The 17,765-nt window shown below is 68.8% G+C and carries 13 protein-coding genes and 4 pseudogenes; 12 read left to right on the forward strand and 5 right to left on the reverse strand.

Annotation, left to right across the window (positions count from 1 at the left end):
• A pseudogene (locus ACFYO2_RS44150) lies at positions 1-938 on the forward strand (IS200/IS605 family accessory protein TnpB-related protein); the annotation flags it as partial.
• Between the two features lie 320 nt (positions 939-1,258).
• On the opposite strand, the pseudogene ACFYO2_RS44155 reads toward ACFYO2_RS44150, so the two are convergent.
• Both ACFYO2_RS44155 and ACFYO2_RS44160 read right to left on the reverse strand, forming a co-directional pair.
• Positions 1,259-1,483 (reverse strand): annotated as a pseudogene (locus tag ACFYO2_RS44155) (hypothetical protein); the annotation flags it as partial.
• On the reverse strand, positions 1,429-2,055 hold the full coding sequence (locus ACFYO2_RS44160; RefSeq protein WP_388361650.1) for a class I SAM-dependent methyltransferase: 627 nt from the start codon (positions 2,053-2,055) through the stop codon (positions 1,429-1,431). The gene ACFYO2_RS44160 and the pseudogene ACFYO2_RS44155, both read right to left, overlap by 55 nt.
• A 345-nt stretch (positions 2,056-2,400) precedes the next feature.
• Between ACFYO2_RS44160 and ACFYO2_RS44165 the strand changes: the two genes are divergently transcribed.
• The 3 genes and pseudogenes from ACFYO2_RS44165 to ACFYO2_RS44175 all read left to right on the forward strand — a co-directional run.
• Positions 2,401-2,643, forward strand: a complete 243-nt coding sequence (locus tag ACFYO2_RS44165) for a hypothetical protein (protein ID WP_388361653.1) — start codon at positions 2,401-2,403, stop codon at positions 2,641-2,643.
• A gap of 101 nt (positions 2,644-2,744) precedes the next feature.
• Entirely contained in the window at positions 2,745-3,098 is a 354-nt protein-coding gene (locus tag ACFYO2_RS44170; RefSeq protein ID WP_388361656.1) for a hypothetical protein, read from the forward strand.
• A gap of 115 nt (positions 3,099-3,213) precedes the next feature.
• Positions 3,214-4,241: pseudogene (locus ACFYO2_RS44175) on the forward strand (IS701 family transposase); the annotation flags it as partial.
• A 312-nt stretch (positions 4,242-4,553) separates the two neighbouring features.
• Here ACFYO2_RS44175 and ACFYO2_RS44180 read toward each other — a convergent pair.
• Entirely contained in the window at positions 4,554-5,285 is a 732-nt protein-coding gene (locus ACFYO2_RS44180) for a DUF4232 domain-containing protein (protein ID WP_388361659.1), read from the reverse strand.
• A gap of 129 nt (positions 5,286-5,414) precedes the next feature.
• Between ACFYO2_RS44180 and ACFYO2_RS44185 the strand changes: the two genes are divergently transcribed.
• The 4 genes and pseudogenes from ACFYO2_RS44185 to ACFYO2_RS44200 all read left to right on the forward strand — a co-directional run bounded on the left by ACFYO2_RS44185 (position 5,415) and on the right by ACFYO2_RS44200 (position 9,901).
• Complete coding sequence (locus ACFYO2_RS44185) at positions 5,415-7,235, forward strand: alkaline phosphatase D family protein (protein WP_388361661.1); 1,821 nt, start codon at positions 5,415-5,417, stop codon at positions 7,233-7,235.
• A gap of 16 nt (positions 7,236-7,251) precedes the next feature.
• The gene (locus ACFYO2_RS44190) at positions 7,252-8,907 is read left to right on the forward strand and encodes an FG-GAP repeat domain-containing protein (protein ID WP_388361663.1); all 1,656 of its coding nucleotides are present in this window, start codon (positions 7,252-7,254) and stop codon (positions 8,905-8,907) included.
• A 126-nt stretch (positions 8,908-9,033) separates the two neighbouring features.
• Positions 9,034-9,332 (forward strand): annotated as a pseudogene (locus tag ACFYO2_RS44195) (MerR family transcriptional regulator); the annotation flags it as partial.
• A gap of 107 nt (positions 9,333-9,439) precedes the next feature.
• Positions 9,440-9,901, forward strand: coding sequence for an SRPBCC family protein (locus ACFYO2_RS44200; protein ID WP_388361666.1), 462 nt, complete (start codon positions 9,440-9,442; stop codon positions 9,899-9,901).
• Positions 9,902-10,493: 592 nt separating this feature from the next.
• Here the strand turns inward: ACFYO2_RS44200 and ACFYO2_RS44205 are convergent.
• Positions 10,494-10,994 (reverse strand): flavin reductase family protein, encoded by a 501-nt coding sequence (locus tag ACFYO2_RS44205; protein ID WP_388361668.1) that lies wholly within the window; start codon positions 10,992-10,994, stop codon positions 10,494-10,496.
• The gene (locus tag ACFYO2_RS44210; RefSeq protein ID WP_388361670.1) at positions 10,991-11,479 is read right to left on the reverse strand and encodes an NADPH-dependent FMN reductase; all 489 of its coding nucleotides are present in this window, start codon (positions 11,477-11,479) and stop codon (positions 10,991-10,993) included. Before ACFYO2_RS44210 ends, ACFYO2_RS44205 begins: the two co-directional genes overlap by 4 nt.
• A 247-nt stretch (positions 11,480-11,726) precedes the next feature.
• Between ACFYO2_RS44210 and ACFYO2_RS44215 the strand changes: the two genes are divergently transcribed.
• From ACFYO2_RS44215 to ACFYO2_RS44230, 4 genes are all read left to right on the forward strand, one after another.
• Complete coding sequence (locus tag ACFYO2_RS44215; RefSeq protein WP_388361673.1) at positions 11,727-13,052, forward strand: NtaA/DmoA family FMN-dependent monooxygenase; 1,326 nt, start codon at positions 11,727-11,729, stop codon at positions 13,050-13,052.
• 73 nt (positions 13,053-13,125) lie between these two features.
• On the forward strand, positions 13,126-14,328 hold the full coding sequence (locus ACFYO2_RS44220; RefSeq protein ID WP_388361676.1) for an MFS transporter: 1,203 nt from the start codon (positions 13,126-13,128) through the stop codon (positions 14,326-14,328).
• A complete protein-coding gene (locus tag ACFYO2_RS44225; RefSeq protein ID WP_388361679.1) occupies positions 14,325-15,617 on the forward strand; it encodes an MFS transporter in 1,293 nt (430 codons plus the stop codon). Before ACFYO2_RS44220 ends, ACFYO2_RS44225 begins: the two co-directional genes overlap by 4 nt.
• A 284-nt stretch (positions 15,618-15,901) precedes the next feature.
• The gene (locus tag ACFYO2_RS44230) at positions 15,902-17,530 is read left to right on the forward strand and encodes an ABC transporter substrate-binding protein (protein ID WP_388361682.1); all 1,629 of its coding nucleotides are present in this window, start codon (positions 15,902-15,904) and stop codon (positions 17,528-17,530) included.
• Positions 17,531-17,765 lie beyond the last annotated feature (235 nt).

The raw sequence follows: 17,765 nt of genomic DNA on the forward strand, positions 1-17,765 counted from the left end.
CCCCGCTGGCCCACCTGGCCAACGCCCCGCACGGCCGCTACCTCCTCGACGCGGTCGTACGGTTCCAGCACCGCGGGCAGGAGTGGCGTGACCGGATCACCGCGAACCGGGCGGTGGCCTACCGCATCCACCACGATGTGCTCCGGGGCCGCTGGTATGTGACCGCGTCCTGGCAGCGCGCCGCCACCCCCGTCCTGCCGCTTCAGGCGGCGCTGGCCCTGGGTGTGGTGGGGGTGGACATGAACGACGACCACCTCGCCGCCTGGCACCTGGACGTGCACGGCAACCCGGTCGGCGAACCCCAGCGGTTCTTCTACGACCTGACCGGCACCACGGAGCACCGGGACGCGCAGATCCGGCACACGCTGACCCGGCTGCTGCACCACACCCGCCGGTGCGGGGCCGCCGCGATCGCCATCGAAGACCTCGACTTCGCGGCGGAGAAGGGCCGCGAGAAACACGGCCGCAACAAACGCTTCCGCCGCCTCATCTCCCGCTTCCCCACCGCGAAACTCAGGGCCCGGCTGGTGTCGATGGCCGCCGAACAGAACATGGCGGTCGTCGCGGTCGACCCCGCCTACACCAGCCGCTGGGGTGCCCAGCACTGGCAAGAGCCCCTGACCACACCGACTCGCAAGATTTCCCGGCACGATGCGGCGAGCATCGCGGTCGGGCGACGCGCCCTCGGACACCCGATCCGGCGACGGACGACACCGCCCCACGACGACCAGAGCGATCGTGGTGGGCATCGGACCGCCCAGGCCCGACCGGACACCCGCAGGCGTGAGGAAACCCGCCCCCACCCGCCCGGACCGCGCACCAGATGCGCGCCGCCCGGTAGTGGAGCGAAAGCGGGCGACCAGCCTGCCCAACACCGTTCGGGACACCCGGCTGAGCAGCAGTCCTGGCAACAGCACTCACTCCCGCTCAGCCTGTAGGAACGGTCGGTGGGCCACCCGATGCTGGAAGGGATCGACTACTGGGAGGAGTTGCGTGAGTCGCCCTCCCAGATGGAGATCTGCATCGCAATCTTCGCCAACGTCCTCGAACTGGATGAGCAGGGAGACCGGTCAACGAGAAGCACGCGGAGCGCCGGGCTGCAGCCTGGCTCTATCGATACTGCACTGGGGAGCTGCCCCCGGGGGAGCCAGACATCGAGCCGTGGGAATGCCAGCTTCATTGACCGTTGACGTGCGATGTCATTCGAGTAGGGCAGGCCCTGCCCTCTACCCAACCCTCGATCCACTGCGCGGTGGGGCTATCCGGCGAGGGCGAGGGCGAGGTTGTGCATACGGGCGATGCCGAGCATGGCGTGGTGGACTCCGTCGCCCTTGAGTCGGCAGTCGCGGAGGATCTTCCAGATCTTCACGCCATGGCCCACGCGTTGGTCACCTACGTGGGGAGGACGGTCGCGGACAGGGCGCGCGCTCACATGGTGGGGCGGGAGTGCACGCTGACGGCATAGCCGCAGCCTTGGTAGTAAGGATCGCCGCTCCAGGTGGCGTAGCGCTGCCGCAGGGTCAGTCCCGCCTGGGTGCACCAGTGGTCGAACTCCGTAAGGGCCACCGTCGGTTCTGGCAGCGGCAGGTGTGCCGCGTCCAGTCCCATACCCGTGACCAGCAGTCCGGCAGGGCGCAGTACAGCGGCCAGCTGCCGGACGACGGCTGATTCGGTGCCGCGGGCCAGCAGGGGGATGACGTTCCCGGCGGCGAGCGCCAGGTCGAAGCCCGGATTCAGGCCGAGGGCATCCAGACGGGCCAGGTCGCCGAGGAGCCACTCCTGCGTGGGGGCGTCGCGGCGGGCGACGGCGAGCATCGAGGGGTCGACGTCCACGCCGGTGCAGTCGTGGCCCAGCTCGGCGAGCCGGATCGCGATCCGACCGGTGCCGCAGCCCGCGTCGAGTATCCGGGCGGCGGGCTTCAGCAGCGCGGCGCAGAAGGTGGCCTCGCCGTGGATGTCGTGACCCGATGCGGCGAGCCGCGCGAAACGCTGGGAGTATGCCTCTCCAGCATGTCCGCCTGTCAGTTCCGCCCAACGGTCGCGTTGCCCGGTCATGTTCAGCGTGCCTTCCGGTCAGCCTCGTAGGTGTAGACCTCGCGGCCTGCTACGAAGGTACACAGAGCGGCATCACACCGCTGCCGCCGGATCAGGAGGAGCCCGCGAAGCCGCCCACGGCCGCCGCCGCGGCGAGCTGTGGCAGCCGCTGGACTGGATCCCCTATGTATCCGAATCCACGTCCGAAACAAGACGTAGATCGCCCTTCTCGCCCGTTGCCCGCCATCGTGTCCGTGCTCGCCGATCTCGCTCTGATTGCGGGCGGCGTCGTCTGGCTCTTCCAAGACGACCCGTTCGTTTGGTGACGCCCGGGCCTGCGAGGGCGGCGGCGCGAAACTGCCTGCGGTGATCTCGGCCGGTGGCGCGACCCTCCCCGTCGACTCCTCGGACATCCACTACGCCGCCCGGAACGGCACCGCCCAGGTGTCCTTCCGCAGCGGCCAGGTCCCCGACTACCTCCACCGCGCCGGCCTCGACCCGGTCGGCAGGCCCTGTTCGACGAGAACGCTCCCCCAGGGCCTGTGCGGCCCTGGGCTCCGGGGCCGGCATGGACGCGCTCCAGGCGCGGCTCGACGGGCCCGGGAGTGAGCCAGGGTGGAACGCTCCCCGATCACGCCCGACCGCCTAATACTCCAGTGCCACTTCGTGATCGCGTCTGTGCCGTCAGTCGTGCCCCATACTGTGGCGGCATGGGCTATGACGTGCACATCACCAGGCGTACGCCGTGGTGGGAGGAAGAGGGCGAGCAGATCACCACGCAGGAGTGGGCGGCGGTGGTCGCTGCCGACTCCGACCTGGAGATGGTTCAGGTGGCCCGGGTTTCTCCGCGCGGCCAGGACGCGGTGTTGGAGTACCGGCACGAGTGGCTGGCACAGATGTCCACCCACCCGCAACGGGACACTCACGGTGCCTGGTTGGACTGGGAAGAGGGGCAGATCGTGGTGAAGAACCCTGATGAGATCCTGCTCAAGAAGATGCGGGAGATCGCGCGGGTACTGGGGTCGCGTGTCCAGGGCGACGACTGTGAGTACTACGACGAGTGAACACTGCCCGCCCGCAGCAGGGACGGCCACCGCGTGATCATCGGGGGTTGTGTGGACTCCTGAAGATCGTGCGGTGGCCGCAGGCCATAGCGTAGACCCTGCCCGCTGGCGGGCGATGTTCGACCAGGTTATGGCCCGGATCGCGGGCCGGTTCAGGCGGGTTGAGCCCCGGGCCGCGGCCCGCTCCTACCTGCTCGGGCTGCTGTCGGGCGTGGAACGGAAGAACTGCTGGCAGCTGGCCGAACAGGCGGGCCATACGCGGCCTGGGCCGATGCAGCGCCTGCTGCGCTGCGCCCGCTGGGACGCCGATGCCGTCCGCGACGATCTGCGTGCCTACGCCGCCGAACACCTCGGCACCGACGGCGGCGTTCTCGTCGTCGACGAGACCGGCTTCCTGAAGAAGGGCCGGTCCTCGGCAGGAGTGCAGCGGCAATACACCGGCACCGCAGGACGCATCGAGAATGCCCAGGTCGGCGTGTTCCTCGCCCTGGCCACCAGCCGGGGACGGGCCCTGATCGATCGACGGCTCTATCTTCCGGAACACTCCTGGTCCACTGATCCCGAACGCCGCAACACGGCCGGGATACCCGAGACGGCGCAGTTCGCCACCAAGCCCCGTCTGGCCGGAGAGATGATCGAGGCCGCGCTGGATGCCGGAATCGGCGCCTCCTGGGTGACCGGCGACGAAGCCTACGGACAGGACCCCCAGCTCCGCGCCGCCCTCGAGGCACGCGGCATCGGCTACGTGATGGCCGTCGCCTGCTCAATGCGGGTGAGGATCAACCACGGCCGCACTCCCGTCCGCGCGGACACCGTCGCCGGCTGCCTGCCCGCCACGGCCTGGCAGCGGCGCAGCGCCGGAAACGGCGCGAAAGGGCCGCGATACTACGACTGGGCCTGGATCCACATCGGCACCGGCAGCCACCGGCACCTGCTCATCCGACGCAACCGGCCACCGAAGTGCCCGTGTCGGAACTGGTCCGCGTCGCTGGTGTCCGCTGGAGCATCGAGGAGTGCTTCCAGGCCGCCAAGAGCCAGGTCGGACTCGACCACTACCAGGTCAGGCACTGGACTTCATGGCACCGGCACATCACGCTCGCCATGCTCGCTCTGGCCTTCCTGACCGCCCTCGCCGCCGACGCGGCCCCCGAACGGCCCGTCGACGCGCACCAGCCCGCCCGCAGCAGCGATCCGATCACGCTGACCGTCCCGGAGATCCGCCACCTACTCACCGCCGTTTTGCACCCACCGGCCGTGACTGTGACCAGGCTGCTGCACTGGTCCAACTGGCGCAGACGGCACCAGGCAACAGCCCGACGCAGCCACTACCGACGACGGACCGCCAGCGAACCCACTGGATAGATCACGAAACCGCACTGGAGTACTAAGCGCTCCGACGAGGGTGGTCGCGATCTTCGACGTGGCTGTCGGCAGAGACTGAGCCGACGGGGTACTTCACCGCTCGGGCGAGAACGCCTTCACTCGTACTCCGGTGTCGCAGATACGTACCGCCTGCTTCTTCCCGCTGGTGTTGGTGAATGCAGGTGTGAGGGGGCGGGACTCGCCGGGAGGGACGATGTCGAGTCCGGTGATCGGGTCGCACTCGTCGAGGCTGGAGAAGGTGAGCGAAGCGGAAGCGGAGTCTCCGGGAGCGAGCGTGAATTTCGCGGCGTCGGCGGCTGATCCGTCCCAGTCCACCGGCAGTTCGGTCCGGCCGGCCTCGCTGGTGAAGAGGAGGGAGGGGAAGCCGCGTACCGTGCAGGAGCCGGCCCCCTTGTTGGTGATCACGACCGAGGCCCGTCCCTGACCGGTGCTGTGTGCCACGGCCTTCAGGTTCTTCGTACGGCAGTGGTCTGCGGCGGGGCTGGGGAGGGAGTCGGCTCCGAAGAGCACCCCGGGCGGGGAGGACGCGCCGCCACTGCCGCCACTGCCGCCCGGGGTTCCGCTTCCGTCGACGCTCAGTGACCCGCCGGTCTGCGAACCGCCGGCCGGCGACCCGCCCCCGTCGGCCGTGCTCGACGAGCCCGAAACCGAACCGGAACCGGAACCGGAACCGGAACCGGAGACAGTACCGGAACCGCTTCCCGAATCGTCCGCAGCACCGGACGACGACGAGCACCCCGCCGTGCCGACGGCAAGGACGACAAACAGGACCGTGCTGCCTGCGGACATCAGTGGTCGGCGCATGTCTCCTGCCGGTTGTTTGAACGAATTGACGGACCCGGGTCCCACAGGTGTGAGGGTATTGCATAGAATCCACGCCGATCACGTTCACCGGCGCTGCGCAGGGCACCGCCTTGGGGGGAAGGCACGGCTGTGCAGCCGAGCGACAACAACATGGACCCGGGAGATATACGCCGCAGGCGATTCCTGGGCGCGGGAGCGGTCACGCTGGGAGCCGCGAGCGCGGTGGCCGCCGGCCAACTGCTGTCGGGCAGCGCCTCGGCCTCCGTGGGCGGAACCACCGCGACGGCCGGTGCCGGTACGTCGGTCAGCGGCACGGTCTTCAAGCTGGGCGTCGCCTCCGGCGACCCGCTGCCCACCGCGATCGTGCTGTGGACCAGGGTGCTGCCCGCGAATCCGGGCAGCTCCGGCATCCTGCCCCCCACCGTCGCGGTGACCTGGGAGCTCGCCTCGGACAGCGGTTTCACCAAGATCGTCAAGAGCGGTACGACGACGGCGAGCAGCAGCCTCGGTTACAGCGTCCACGTGGACGTCACGGGCCTGACCCCGGCCACCGACTACTGGTACCGGTTCAAGGCGCTGAGCCGCACCTCCCGCACCGGCCGCACCCGCACCGCCCCCGCCGCCGGAAGCACCCCCGAGAAGCTGCGGATCGCTCTCGCCTCCTGCCAGAACTGGGCGCATGGCTACTTCACCGCCTACCAGGACATGCGCGACCAGAAGCCGGACCTCGTGCTGTTCGTCGGCGACTACATCTACGAGAGCCCCGCCTACTCCTACCGCGTACGCCGCCACGAGGGCACGGGCTCGCCCGTCACGCTCACCGAGTACCGCGCCCGGCACGAGCAGTACAACACCGACCCGGACCTGCAGGCGATGCGCGCCGCCGCCCCCTTCGTGGTCGTCTTCGACGACCACGAGGTGGAGCAGGACTGGGCCGGTGACGTGGCGAACGACCCGGTGGCCTGGCCCACCGACAAGTTCCTGGCCCGCCGGGCGGCCGCCTTCCAGGCTTTCTACGAGCACATGCCGATCCGTGCCGCGCAGAAGCCCAGCGGCCCCGACGTCCTGATGTACCGCAAGCTCGACTTCGGCACCCTCGCCCGGCTGCACGTCCTGGACACGCGGCAGTACCGTGACGACCAGGCGACCACCGACGAGGGGGCCACGGAGACCGGCCGCGTCATCATGGGCGACACCCAGCGGAACTGGCTGGTGAACAGCGCACGCAGCTCCGGCAGGCAGTGGAACCTGGTCGCCTCCCAGGTGATGATGGCCGAGACCGACTTCCTCGCCGGCGTCGGCAAGGAGTGGGCGTACGACGCCTGGGACGGCTACCAGAAGGAACGGGCCTCCCTGCTCGCGGAGTTCCAAGACGTCCGCAACCCCGTGGTGCTCTCCGGCGACCGGCACCGCACCATCGTCAGCGACCTCAAGCTGGACTTCGACGACGTGAACTCGCCCGTGGTCGGCGCGGAGTTCGTCGGGACGTCCATTTCCAGTGCCGGAGACGAGGACCTGGCGGCCTTCGCCGCCGAGTGGGCGCCCAAGTTGGCGGACAACCCGCACTGGAAGATGATCGACGCCCGGCGCGGCTACCTCCTCTTCGACATCACCGCGGACCGCATCGAGGCACAACTGAGGACGATCTCCACCGTGTCGACGAGGAACGGGACGACCACCCAGGCCGCGACCTTCCGGGTGGAGGACGGTGTGCCGGGCGTGTACCAGGTTGGGGTCCAGACCGCGTCCTCGCCCTCGGCGAGCACGAGCGCGGAGGAGTCCGCGACGCCGACGGACACGGCCACGGCCACCCAGGCCGACACGGGCGAGACGACGGCCTCAGCGGATCAGACGAGTTCGGCCGCGTCGGGAGGGCCGTCGGCCACAGCGACCGAGTCCGCGAGCAACATCTCCACCGCGTCCTCGACGACCCCCTCCACCACCCCCTGACCCTCCGGGAGAGAACGTGTTCACCACCCGACCCCGGCTGCGCGACGGGGGTCACAGACACCGGCGTCCCCTCGCCATGAAGGCATCCGTGCTGGCCGGCACGGCGGCGCTGCTCGCGGTAGGCGTCTTCGCGGTGCTGCCCGGCGACGCGGACGCGAGCGCCCCGGCGCGCGGCGACTTCGACGGCGACGGCACGTCCGACCTGGTCTACCGCAACGTCGCGGGCCAGCTGTACATCAACACCGGCTCGGCCGAGACCATGGTCGTCGACACGGACGTCGCGAAGGTGAAGGACGTACTCACCCCGGGCGACCTCGACTCGGACGGCGTCCAGGACGTGCTGACCCTCAGCTCGAGCGGCGTGCTGTCCTTCCATTCCGGCATCTACGCACGCGTCTCCGGCGGCCTGGGTTCACGCCGTACGGTCGCGACCGGCTGGCAGGCGTACAACAAGATCGCCGCCCCAGGCGACATGAACGCCGACGGCAGGGCCGACCTGCTGGCCCGCACCCCCACCGGCACCCTCTACTACTACCCGGGCAAGGGCACCGGCGACTTCGGCAGCCGCGTGAAGATCGGCACTGGCTGGCAGCAGTACGACGAACTGATCGGCGCCGGCGACCTGAACGGCGACGGCGTCGGCGACCTCCTGGCCCGCACCCCGGCCGGTGCCCTCTATCGCTACCTGGGCAAGAAGGGCGGAACCTTCAGCGCCAAGGTCAAGGACTCGAAGACCGAGTGGGCGTCGTACAACCAGATCGTCGGCGGCGGCGACTGGGACGGCAACGGCAAGACCGACCTGCTGGCCAGAGACTTCTCCGGCAACCTGTGGTTCTACGCGGGCAACGGCAACGGCACCTTTGGCACCCGTTCCGCCCGCAGCAAGGGCTGGGGCAAGGCCACGCAGTTCGCGGGAGCCGGCAACAACCCGCACTTCGGCAAGTTCGGGATCATGGGCCGTACGTCGGCCGGAAACGTCTACAGCTACGAGGTCACCGGCACCGGCACGCTGACCGGCAAGCTCCTGGTCGGCGGCGCGTGGCCGTCCTCCAGCACCCGCCTCGCGTACGCCTCCGCGCTCCGCGAGAACGGCCTCGCCGACCTGGTCGTCCAGTCGGTCAGCAGCGGGAAGCTGACCAACCCTGCCTTCTACGCCCTCGCGGACCCTCTGCTGTCCGCCGGCTCCACCTCGTACAGGCGCATCGTCGGCCCCGGTGACCTGACCGGTGACGGCAAGGGCGACCTCCTCGCCGTGACCAGCACCGGCACGCTCTACCTCTACGCGGGCAACGCCTCCGGCATGTCCGTCGCCGGCCGCGTCCAGCTCGGCACCGGCTGGCAGCAGTACAACGCCCTTGTCGGCGCGGGCGACTTCACGGGCGACGGCCGCCCCGACCTCCTGGCCCGGGACACCTCCGGCACCCTGTGGCGCTACGCGGGCACCGGCTCGGCTTCCGCCCCCTTCTCGGCCCGGGTGAAGATCGGCACCGGCTGGCAGCAATACAGCAAACTCTTCTCGCCCGGCGACGCCAACGGCGACGGCAAGGCCGACCTCATGGCCACGAACTCCTCCGGCGCCCTGTACTTCTACGCGGCCACCGGCACCGGCACCTTCAAACCCCGCGCCGCGAAAGCCACCAGCGGCTGGACGGGCTGGGCAGACCTGCTGTGAGCACAGCTGTCGGCGGCCGCAAGGCCGGCCGGCGCCCTGCTGGTGTCCCCGAGCGAGCGCCGACGGCTATCCCCTGGGGGTGTCTGTGCCGGTCACAGCAATAGCAGGGAAGCTCGAGCTCCGACCGCGACGCTGTGCACATGGGAGCGCGCCGGGTTCACGCACCCACGCCGCGACCCGCAGACCGGCTACCGCATCTACGACGAGGCCGACGCGCGCGATGTCCGCTGGCCCACCAGCTCAGGCGGGGCGGCTACCTGCTGGAGCAGATCGCCCCAGTGATCGCCCAGGTGCCGGCGGCCCGGCGGACTGGAGCCGCTGGAGGCAGCCTGCGCGACTGGCACGGTGGGCTGTCCGCCCGCGGGCGGACGTTGCTGACCGGAGCCGCAGAGCTGGAGGCGTACCTCTTGAAAAACACCTGCTGAAGCAACTAGTAGACGAGTGATCCTCGGGTACTCGTCTCAGCGTGCCGAGGCCGCGCGGCCGGTCGTTGGCGCTGGCTGCGGCCAATCCAGCAGACAGGGAGGTTCAGATGAGCACGGTCAAGGAAGCGGTGGAAGTCGAGGTCCCTGTGCACACCGCCTACAACCAGTGGACCCAGTTCGAGGATTTCCCGCAGTTCATGGAAGGGGTCGAGGAAGTCAGGCAGCTCGATGAGCGCCACAACCACTGGACCACCAAATTCAGCGGGATGAAGCGCGAGTTCGACACCGAGATCGTCGACCAGCTCCCCGACGAGCGCATCACGTGGCGCACCACCACGGGTGACACCAGGCAGAAGGGCACTGTCCGCTTCCACCGCCTGGACGACACGCACACCAGGGTCGAGCTCGTCATGGACGTCGAGCCCACCGGCGTGGCGGAGAAGACCGGCGACATGCTCGGAGTGATCGACCGGCGTGTGAAGGGCGACATGCAGCGTTTCAAGGAGTACATCGAGGGCCGCGGTGGTGAGTCCGGAGCGTGGCGTGGGCGCATCAAGCCCGGCGAGTGACCCCTGTCCCTTAACTGCCACGTAGCGGGGCTGTTCCCGCCCAGGTCAGCTCGTAGAGACGGTAGACGCCGTGCCGGTCACGGTATCGGACGGCCCGAGCGCCGCGTCGGCGCTGTCGGCCGCGCCGCTGCCAGGCCCGCAGCCAACCGGCATCCTCCGCAGCACCGCGGGCCAGCGCCCGCACCCGGCACCGCCGCCGCTCCCCCGGCGTCGCGGAGTAGCGCCGCAGCGGGCTCCCACTGGCCCGTTCCGGCAGCGGCGAGCACGGCGGCCAGCTCCGCGTCGGGGCCGGGAAGCCGCAGCTCCTGCCGGTCCATGGGCACAGGGGCTGCCGCCGACGGCGCGGTTTTGGCCCCTTCCCCGTGCGGAAGTGGAGGATCGTTGCCCGCCAGCCGAGCGGGACGTGCGCCAGTCGGCGCAGCACGCTGTCGCGCTGGTGACGGAGGCGATCACCCCGCATTCCCAGCCACCTCCACGGGCCGGACGAGCGGACGAACCACTCCCAGGGACAAGTCGATGCGTCGTGCCATCCGGCGCGGACGTGAGCACGAGACCGACCGCCGACCCGAGAGTTCGAATCGGCGGCCTGCTCTCATGCGCTCGAAGCGAGCTCGTGGAAGCCGCTGCGGTGGAAGACCATCGGGGGGACGTCGGGATAGATGTCGAGCGCCTCGATCTTCAGCAGCACGATCGCGTGATCGCCTGCCACGACGACCTCGTAGATGGAGCACTCGAGCCACAGCGTGGCGCCGTGCACGAGGACCGCTCCGGTCTCGGTGGCGACCCAGTCGACGCCGGCGAAGCGTTGACCGTTCTTCGACGCGAGCGAACGCGCCACCGAACCGTGCTCGCCGGCCAGCACACTCACCCCCAGGCGACTTGCCTCAGCCAGTCGCGGCCAGGTGGAGGACGTGTTCGCCACGCAGACGGACACCAGGGCCGGATCCAGCGAGACGGAGGTGAACGAGCTGGCGGCCATCCCCTCCGGGACGCCGTCCACCATCGCGCAGAAGGCGGTCACGCCACTGGGGAAGCAGCCGAACGCCTGCCGGAGCAGGCCGTCGTCGAACCGTATGTCGGATGCCCGGATCATGGCGTCACCACCGCCGGGACGTACTTCCTGGCCGACTCGAGCCAGATGGCCAGGTCCGGCGAGGTCTCGTACTCCGAGTCGATCAGGTACAGGCTGGGCGCGGGGCAGCTGGCTCCGATCTCGACCAGCACCGGACGCAGGGTCAGTTCGGGTGCGAGCGCGTGCTGGAGGCCGGCCCCGAGCATCACGGGGAACGTCGGGGTCCCGCCCAGCTCGCCTTGTCCGAACTGGTCGAGGAACAGCTTGAGCAGACCCGTGTACGTGGCCTTGAACGTCGGTGACGCCACCACGAGCGAGTCGGCACCCAGCACCGTGGCCTTGGCCTCGGCCACCTTGGGGTCACCCCAGCCGAGCAGGCCGGCCCCGAGATCCACCACGTCGATCACCGCGGACGGCGCGCTCCCGCTGAGTTCCCGAGCGATCAGCTCGGCGGCAGCCCGGGTACGCGACATCGGCTTGGGGTTACCAACGACAACGACCGTCATATGAGTCCTCCATAGCAGCGGACGAATGCTGACCTCGTCAGTGAAGGAGCGGCGGATTTCCCGGTCAGGTGTGGGCAGTAAACCTTCCATTGCGCCGCTGCCACGTCGTCGGCAGAAGTGCCTGGTCGGCGCAATCGCCTCGGAACGGTCGTGATCTGTCGGTGTCACGCCGCCTGGCTAGTTTCCAGCACGAAGGCCGACGGCAGGACCGTACGCCGTGGTCGCAGGAAGAGAGCGGGAGGCCGGGTTGCAAGCCAAAAAGTTCCACCTGGGCTGGTTCATGAACGGCTACCGCGTGCACGGCTGGCGGGACCAGTGGATCGGCACGCACAAGTCCGAGGGGATGCTCCCGGACTTCTACGTCGACATGGCGCGCTCGCTGGAGCGCGCATGCTTCGACTACTTCATCCTCGAGGACTCGTCGTTCGTGCCCGACGCCTGGCAGGGCAAGCACGACTTCTACCTGGAGAACGCGTACGCGGTCCCCAAGTTCGACCCGTCGGTCCTGGCCTCGATCCTCACCCAGAACACCTCGCGTCTGGGGATCGTCGCGACGCTGGCGATCACGGAGTACCCCCCGTATCTGCTCGCACGGCTCGTCTCAACGATGGACCATGTCTCCCGGGGACGGGCCGGGTGGAACATGGTCACCGCGAGCTCGGACCGTGCGGCGCAGAACTACGGGCACGACGCCCAGCCTGATCACGACGTCCGCTACGACATGGCCGAGGAGTTCGCCGAGCTGGTCGTCAAGCTCTGGGAGTCCTGGGAGCCGGGTTCCATGGTGGTCGACCAGGACGGCGTCTTCGCGGACCCGTCCAAGGTCCACCCGGTGGACTTCCAGGGGACGTTCTACAAGTCGCGGGGCCCCATCAACTCGGCCCGCTCCCCGCAGGGCAGGTCGGTCATCGTCCAGGCGGGCGGATCGCCCAAGGGCCGCGCCTTCGCCTCGAAGTACGCCGACTCGATCATCGCCTCGGCGACCACGGTCGAGATGATGAAGGAGTACCGCGACGATGTCCGGGCCCGTGCAGAGGCGCACGGTCGCGACCCGGACTCCGTGAAGGTGCTGTTCCTGGTGTCACCGGTCCTGGGCGAGACCCATCAGGCGGCCGTGGACCGCCGGCAGCAGGCCCAGGAGGAGGCGGCCGCCAACCCGGTGACACGCCTTGCCGGGATGGGCTACGCGACGGACATCGACTTCTCCGTGTTCGACCTGGACACCCCGATCAAGGATCTGGCGTCCCAGCTGGTGACCAACGGCCACCAGAGCTCGCTGCAGCAGTTCGTCGCCCACAACGGGGACCGCACTCTGCGTGAGGTCGCCGCGCAGTCGTCCACCAGCGCCGGACAGCGCGTCGAGCTGCTGGGGACGCCGTCCGAGGTCGCCGACCAGATGGGTGACGTCATGGCCGCAGTGGGCGGCGACGGGTTCCTGCTCACCCAGGACGTCCTCACGCGGCGCTCCATCAGCGAGGTCTGCGACGGGCTGGTGCCCGAGTTGCAGAAGCGCGGGCTGACCCGGACCTCGTACTCCTATGAGATGTTCCGCGACAACCTGCTCGAGTTCTGACGTGGCTTCCCCGTCCTGGGGGATGTCCCGAACTGCGGTCGAGCGCGCGGAGATCCAACGGAGGAGCTTGCGCGTGCTCACCCTGGGACAGGTGGTGGGCGCCGGTGCGCTCGGTGCGGCCGTGACGATCGGCGGCTTCGTGGTCGAGGACATCGTCGGCGTCGCCACACCGTGGGTGGGTCTGTCGACCGCGGCCGTCACCGCGGGCTCGGGAGTCATGGCGCAGGTGCTCGCCCGGGTCATGGCGCTGCGCGGGCGGCGGGTCGGCATGCAGCTGGGCTACGCACTCGCCGCCTCGGGAGGTCTTGTCGCGTGTGCGGGCGTGCAGCTCTCGTCCCTCGCGCTCTTCCTGTGCGGCCTCCTGCTGTACGGCGCCGGCTCCGCCACCAACCTGCTCGCCCGGTACGCGGCGACCGACTTGGCCGAGCCGGACCAGCGAAGCCGGGCGATGGGCCGGATCCTCTTCGCGGCCACCTTCGGAGCGATCTTCGGCCCGACTCTCGTCGGACCCGCCGAGGCGCTCGGCCATTCGGTGTTCGGGCTCGACAAGTACGCCGGCCCCTGGCTCCTGAGCTCGTTCTTCTTCGTCTGCGCGATGGTCAACGTGGGCGTACGGCTACGCCCCGACCCCTTGGCGGTCTGGGCGGAGGGCAATGTCGCGACCGTCGCCGCCCGGTCGATCCGCGTCACCGGCTCACTCCGAGTGATCGCCACCACACCCGCGGCCCGGCTGGCTCTGCTCTCCATGGTTGTCGCCCAGGCCGTGATGGTCGGCGTGATGGCCATGTCACCGATCGAGATGAAGACGCACCACCACGAGGTGATCATCCCTTTCGTGGTCTCCGCCCACATGGCGGGGATGTTCGCCTTCAGCCCGCTCGTCGGCCGCTTCGCCGACCGCTTCGGGCGGCTCGTGACGATGCGGAACGGCGCGTTCGTGCTCGTTCTCGCCGGCTGCGCCGGGACGGTGGCGGACAACGTCACCATGATGTTCGTCTCGATGTTCACCGTGGGGCTCGGTTGGGCGCTCGTCTTCATCGGCGCCTCGACGCTTCTGGTGGACACCGTCACCTCCGGTGATCGGGTGCAGGTCCAGGGCGCGGCGGACTTCGTCACCGCCGTCTCCGGCGGAGTCGCCGGGGTCCTGTGCGGGTTCCTGCTCAGCTGGATCGGGTTCTCCGCGCTCGCCCTGGGCTCCGCGTGCCTGAGCCTGCTGATCCTCCTCGGGGTGTCCGGTCTGCGGCGGCGGGAGAAGGCAGCGGTGGACGCCGGATGACCACGGACGAAGCACGATCCACGGCACACCCCGCCGACCCGGCGCCGTCGTACTCGTTGCGGGCGCTGTTCCAGGTCCCCGGCTACCGCTACCTCTGCGTGAGTTCCTTCGTCTGGCACACCACGCGGTGGGGCAGCCTCTTCACCACGAGCTACCTGCTGGCCCAGATGTCCGGGTCGCCCATCCTCAACCAGGTGGTCGGCGCGCTCGTCTTCCTCCCGATGCTCATCGGTGGCTTCGTGGCCGGGGTGATCAGCGACCGACTTGACCGCCGCAAGCTCGTCCGTCGCGTCCAGTTGATGCTGATCCCGGTCCAGTTCGCGATGTTCGGACTCGTCCAGTCCGGACGGGTCGAGGTCTGGATGACCCTTCCCTTCATGTTCGCGCTGGGAACCGGGGGCCTGGTGAACATGACCGCGCAGCGCCCCCTCATCTACGAGACCGTCGGTCCGCGTTTCGCCGGGCAGGCGATGACGATCGAGTCCACCGCGCAGGCGGGGTCGGCCATGTTCGGCACGCTCGGCGGTGGTGCGCTCATCGACCACGTGGGCATGGGAGCGGGATTCGCCGGGATGGGCGTGCTGCTCTGCGTTTCGGCGGCCTTGCTGCGGCTGGTCCCCAGTCCCCGCTACGCCACCCCGCGCGACCCCGGTGTGCGCGTGTCGATCGCCGCGCAGGCCGCCGCCAGCATCAGGCTCGCCCGGCGCAGCAGGCGCCTGATGGCCACTTTGGGTGTGACCGTGGCGATGAACCTGTTCATGTTCGGCTACATTCCGCTGGTACCTCTCGTGGCCGATGAGTTCTCCGCCGACGCCGTGCTCGCCGGCGCCCTGGGCGCCGCTGCGGGGGGCGGCCAGATCCTCTGCGGAATCGTCCTGAGCACGCGGCCCCTCCTGAGGCGCGGACTGGTCTTCGCGGTCGGCTCGATGGTTGCTCTGCTCGGCCTGTTCTGCTTCTCCACCGCACCCGTGTTCGAACTCGCGTTCGTCGCGTTGTTCGTGGCCGGGATGGGACAGGCCGCGTTCGGGTCCATGCAGAGTCTCCTCGCGATCGAATCCGCACACGACACCGAACGCGGCATCGCCCTGGGGGTGCTCAGTACCGCGATCGGCGCGATGCCGATCGGAATGGTGGTGATCGGAGCCGGTGCCGAACTGCTCGGCACCAGGAACGCCCTGATGCTGTCGTCCCTGGTCGGGATGGCCGCGGTACTGACGGTCGTCCTGCGCCTGCGCGACCTGCTGTCAGCCGCCCCGGAGACCGCTCTCCGCCCCGCTCCCGGGGCCTGAGCACCGATGTCGCAGCGGCTGCCTGCCGGTGCGGACGGCGTACCGATCCCGCGTGGTGACGCGCACCCCTGGCCTTCCGAACACCCTCATGACATCGGTCGGTCTGTGAGCAAAACCCTATCTGTTACTAACCAGGCGCAATAGGAAAGCCACGATGACGACGCTGCGGTGTCACACACCGCCGCTTTTATCTGGTCGAACAGCGTGGAGACGAGCCGAACGCCTCGCCTTTCCCTCACCGCACTGTCCAGTTGCTCCGTGAGACCCCGCCGTAGGAGGCGTCCGTGCCCACCGAGATCGAAACCCAGCACAGACCGGAACCGCGCACCCAGCTGAGCCGTCGCAGCATGCTCAAGGCCGCCGGCATCACGCTCGGCAGCGTCAGCCTGATGAGCCTGCTCCAGGCGTGTGGCGCCGACGAGGCCGGCGAGGACGGCGAGGGCAACCTCACCCTGCGCATGCCGTTCCTACAGGACATGCAGGTCCCGGACCCGGACATCATGTACGAGGGCGAGGGCGTGCAGGTCATGCAAGCGTGCTACGACGGCCTCGTCACCTACAAGTCCGGTACGTCCGAGATAATCCCGCAGCTGGCGGACTCCTGGACGGTCTCCGACGACCAGCTGACCTACACCTTCAAGCTGAAGCCGGACGTCACGTTCCACGACGGGACACCCGCCGACGCCGAGGCGTGGGTGAAGAGCTTCAAGCGCCGGGCCGCGGTCGAACAGGGACCTGCCTACATGGTGACAGGGATGGAGAAGGCCGAGGCGAAGGATGCGACCACCCTCGTCATCAAGCTCAAGGAACCCAACAACGCCTTCCTCCACTACGCGGCCTGTCCCTGGAAGATGCTCGTGACCAGCCCGACGGCGGTCAACAAGAACGCGGTGGGCGGCGACCTGGCCCAGACGTGGCTCAAGACGCACGACGCGGGCACCGGCCCTTACGTCATGAAGGAGTTCGTGCCGGGCAGCCACTACGTCCTGGAGAGATTCGACGGCTACTGGGGCGAGCAGCCCTATTTCAAGACGATCCGGATCCAGATCACCCCCGAGATCGCGACCCAGAAACTCCAGTTGGACCAGGGCGCCTTCCATCTGGTCAGCCATGGGTTCGCCATCGCCGACGTACTCAGCTACAAGAAGGACAAGAAGTTCTCGGTCGCCACGAACCTCGGCGCGTCGATGATGTCGCTCTACATGAACCCTGGCGCGGGCATGTTCAAGGACAAGTCCCTGCGCCAGGCGATGATGACCGCGATCGACCGCGCCACGGCCGTCGAGACGTCCTTCCAGGGGCTCACCACGGTCCAGGAGAACTTCTGGCCGGAGAACATGTTCCCCAAGGGGCTCGCGCCCTTCGACCCGAAGGTGGACCTCGGTCCGCTGACCGAGAAGGTCGCCAGGCTGTCGAACAAGAAGATCGACTTCGCCTGGGTGTCGTCCAACGGCGCACCGGCCCAGCAGATGGCCGAGCTGATCCAGACGCAGCTCGCGCCGACCGGCCTGGAGATCACCATCCGGGCGATGCCCTCCGCGGAGTGGTTCGACCTGTGCAACCAGCCGGCCGACAAGCGGCCGGACCTGCTCCTGGCGTCGATGGGGGGTGACGCGCTGCACCTGGACACCGCGCTGCGGATCTTCCTGCGCACCGGCGCGAAGCCCCTGAACGCCTTCCAGTACGGCAATCCCAAGGTGGACGCGCTCATGGACGAGGCGATCACCAAGGGCACCGAGGACAAGACCAACGACGTCTACCTCCAGATCACCGACATCATCGCGGACGAAGCCCTGTGGGTCCCGTTGTGCCGTATCCCGCAGAACTTCGTCACCCACTCCGCCATCAGCGGGATCGAGCTCGATTCCTACCTCCCCTACATTTTCAACCCGGCCAAGATCAAACGGGTCTGAGCCGGTGGCGGGATGCCCGTGGGCAACGCCTGTCGCGACCCCTAACTCAGGCCCGGGCAGGCTGAGTTGGACCTGTTCCCAGGCCCGAGGAGACCGACGGGGCCCATGAGAAATGAGCGAGGTCCTGCTCGACGAAGCGCCGGATCCCGTTCTGCCCACGACCGGCAAGTCATCTTGCGCACGTACCTGGAGGGGCTGGAGCAGAACTCCTACCTCACCGACATCGTCACCACCA

It is taken from the genome of Streptomyces sp. NPDC006602 (genome assembly GCF_042870385.1).
Taxonomy (GTDB): domain Bacteria; phylum Actinomycetota; class Actinomycetes; order Streptomycetales; family Streptomycetaceae; genus Streptomyces.

Bases quoted from the DNA above. Each gene is read 5' to 3' on its own strand.
- ACFYO2_RS44160 (WP_388361650.1), bottom strand. From the start codon at position 2,055: ATGACCGGGCAACGCGACCGTTGGGCGGAACTGACAGGCGGACATGCT.
- ACFYO2_RS44170 (WP_388361656.1), top strand. From the start codon at position 2,745: ATGGGCTATGACGTGCACATCACCAGGCGTACGCCGTGGTGGGAGGAA.
- ACFYO2_RS44180 (WP_388361659.1), bottom strand. From the start codon at position 5,285: ATGCGCCGACCACTGATGTCCGCAGGCAGCACGGTCCTGTTTGTCGTC.
- ACFYO2_RS44200 (WP_388361666.1), top strand. From the start codon at position 9,440: ATGAGCACGGTCAAGGAAGCGGTGGAAGTCGAGGTCCCTGTGCACACC.
- ACFYO2_RS44205 (WP_388361668.1), bottom strand. From the start codon at position 10,994: ATGATCCGGGCATCCGACATACGGTTCGACGACGGCCTGCTCCGGCAG.
- ACFYO2_RS44210 (WP_388361670.1), bottom strand. From the start codon at position 11,479: ATGACGGTCGTTGTCGTTGGTAACCCCAAGCCGATGTCGCGTACCCGG.
- ACFYO2_RS44225 (WP_388361679.1), top strand. From the start codon at position 14,325: ATGACCACGGACGAAGCACGATCCACGGCACACCCCGCCGACCCGGCG.